Annotated in this window: 1 protein-coding gene; it reads right to left on the reverse strand. The window is 36.6% G+C overall.

Annotation, left to right across the window (positions count from 1 at the left end; all coding sequences use genetic code 11):
- Positions 1 to 80: 80 nt before the first annotated feature.
- Positions 81 to 485 carry a hypothetical protein gene (locus A8L45_RS23315; protein WP_139122472.1) on the reverse strand — a complete coding sequence of 135 codons (405 nt, stop codon included), beginning with the start codon at positions 483 to 485 and terminating at the stop codon, positions 81 to 83.
- Positions 486 to 926 lie beyond the last annotated feature (441 nt).

Here is a 926-nt window from a genome sequence, read left to right on the forward strand (position 1 = left end):
CACAACAAGTATGTGTTTTGTAAGGCTTTGGTCAGCAACTGACGTTTTCGCTGTATCTATCAGGTTTCTCTTTGTTTCCATTAGACCTTGTTCTGGTTGGATTGCTGATATAGACCTGAAAAAACGGAAGCCAGCTTTTGTAACATCAGAGCAGCAGCTGTAGGTTTTTCAGCGACGGTATCAGCTTTTATAAAGTGAGGAGGAGGGTCTCCAGGACCACGCTCTCTCGGTATCCAAAAGTCAGGGTCGAACGAGTTTTGCTGAATTAGTTGGTCTTTCTCGTTGCGTTGCTGATATTGACCTGAAAAAGCGGCAGCCAGTTTTGGTGATCTCGGACCATTCGCTTTATTGGCCCATTCGGACGGATTATCAAGTGATTCCCAAAAGTGTTTTCGCAGGTCAGCATCTGGCTTTTCCACTGTACTTGGTTCCGCTTTCTTTTCCGCGAATGATGACCATAAGTTTTCTGTTGGAAATCTATTCATAGAAAAGTTATTTACAGGTGATACCATTTTTCTACTCTCCATATTCAAAAATTAAATATTAACTTTATTTTCTTCACTTCACTTTTTGGTGTTGGATAGAAGAACAAAGTTCCTAATTAAATTATATAAATATCAGTAAAATAAACATCGTGTTGAATATAAAAAATATTAATATAAAGCGTACTGCATAAAAATTATAAAATAAAAATATCAGTGTTTAATTATCAATAAAAATATATATTTTATGTCAATGGTTGAATATTTAGGTAGCTGAATTTATATGTCAAAAACCCAGTATTATCGCTCTTTATTTTCCAGATGGTAAAACGGAGTGCAGAAAGTGGATAGATACATCAGTATATTCAGCACCGGCGTTGTTGATCAAATCAGTCACCTAACGCACTGATCCTGCGACTTTTTGATTCGATTGACCTGCTAACT

It is taken from the genome of Veronia pacifica (assembly GCF_001707825.1).
GTDB classification, from domain to species: Bacteria; Pseudomonadota; Gammaproteobacteria; order Enterobacterales; family Vibrionaceae; genus Veronia; species Veronia pacifica.

Excerpts from the sequence above, each read along its gene's own strand:
- A8L45_RS23315 (WP_139122472.1), bottom strand. The coding sequence starts at position 485 with ATGAATAGATTTCCAACAGAAAACTTATGGTCATCATTCGCGGAAAAG.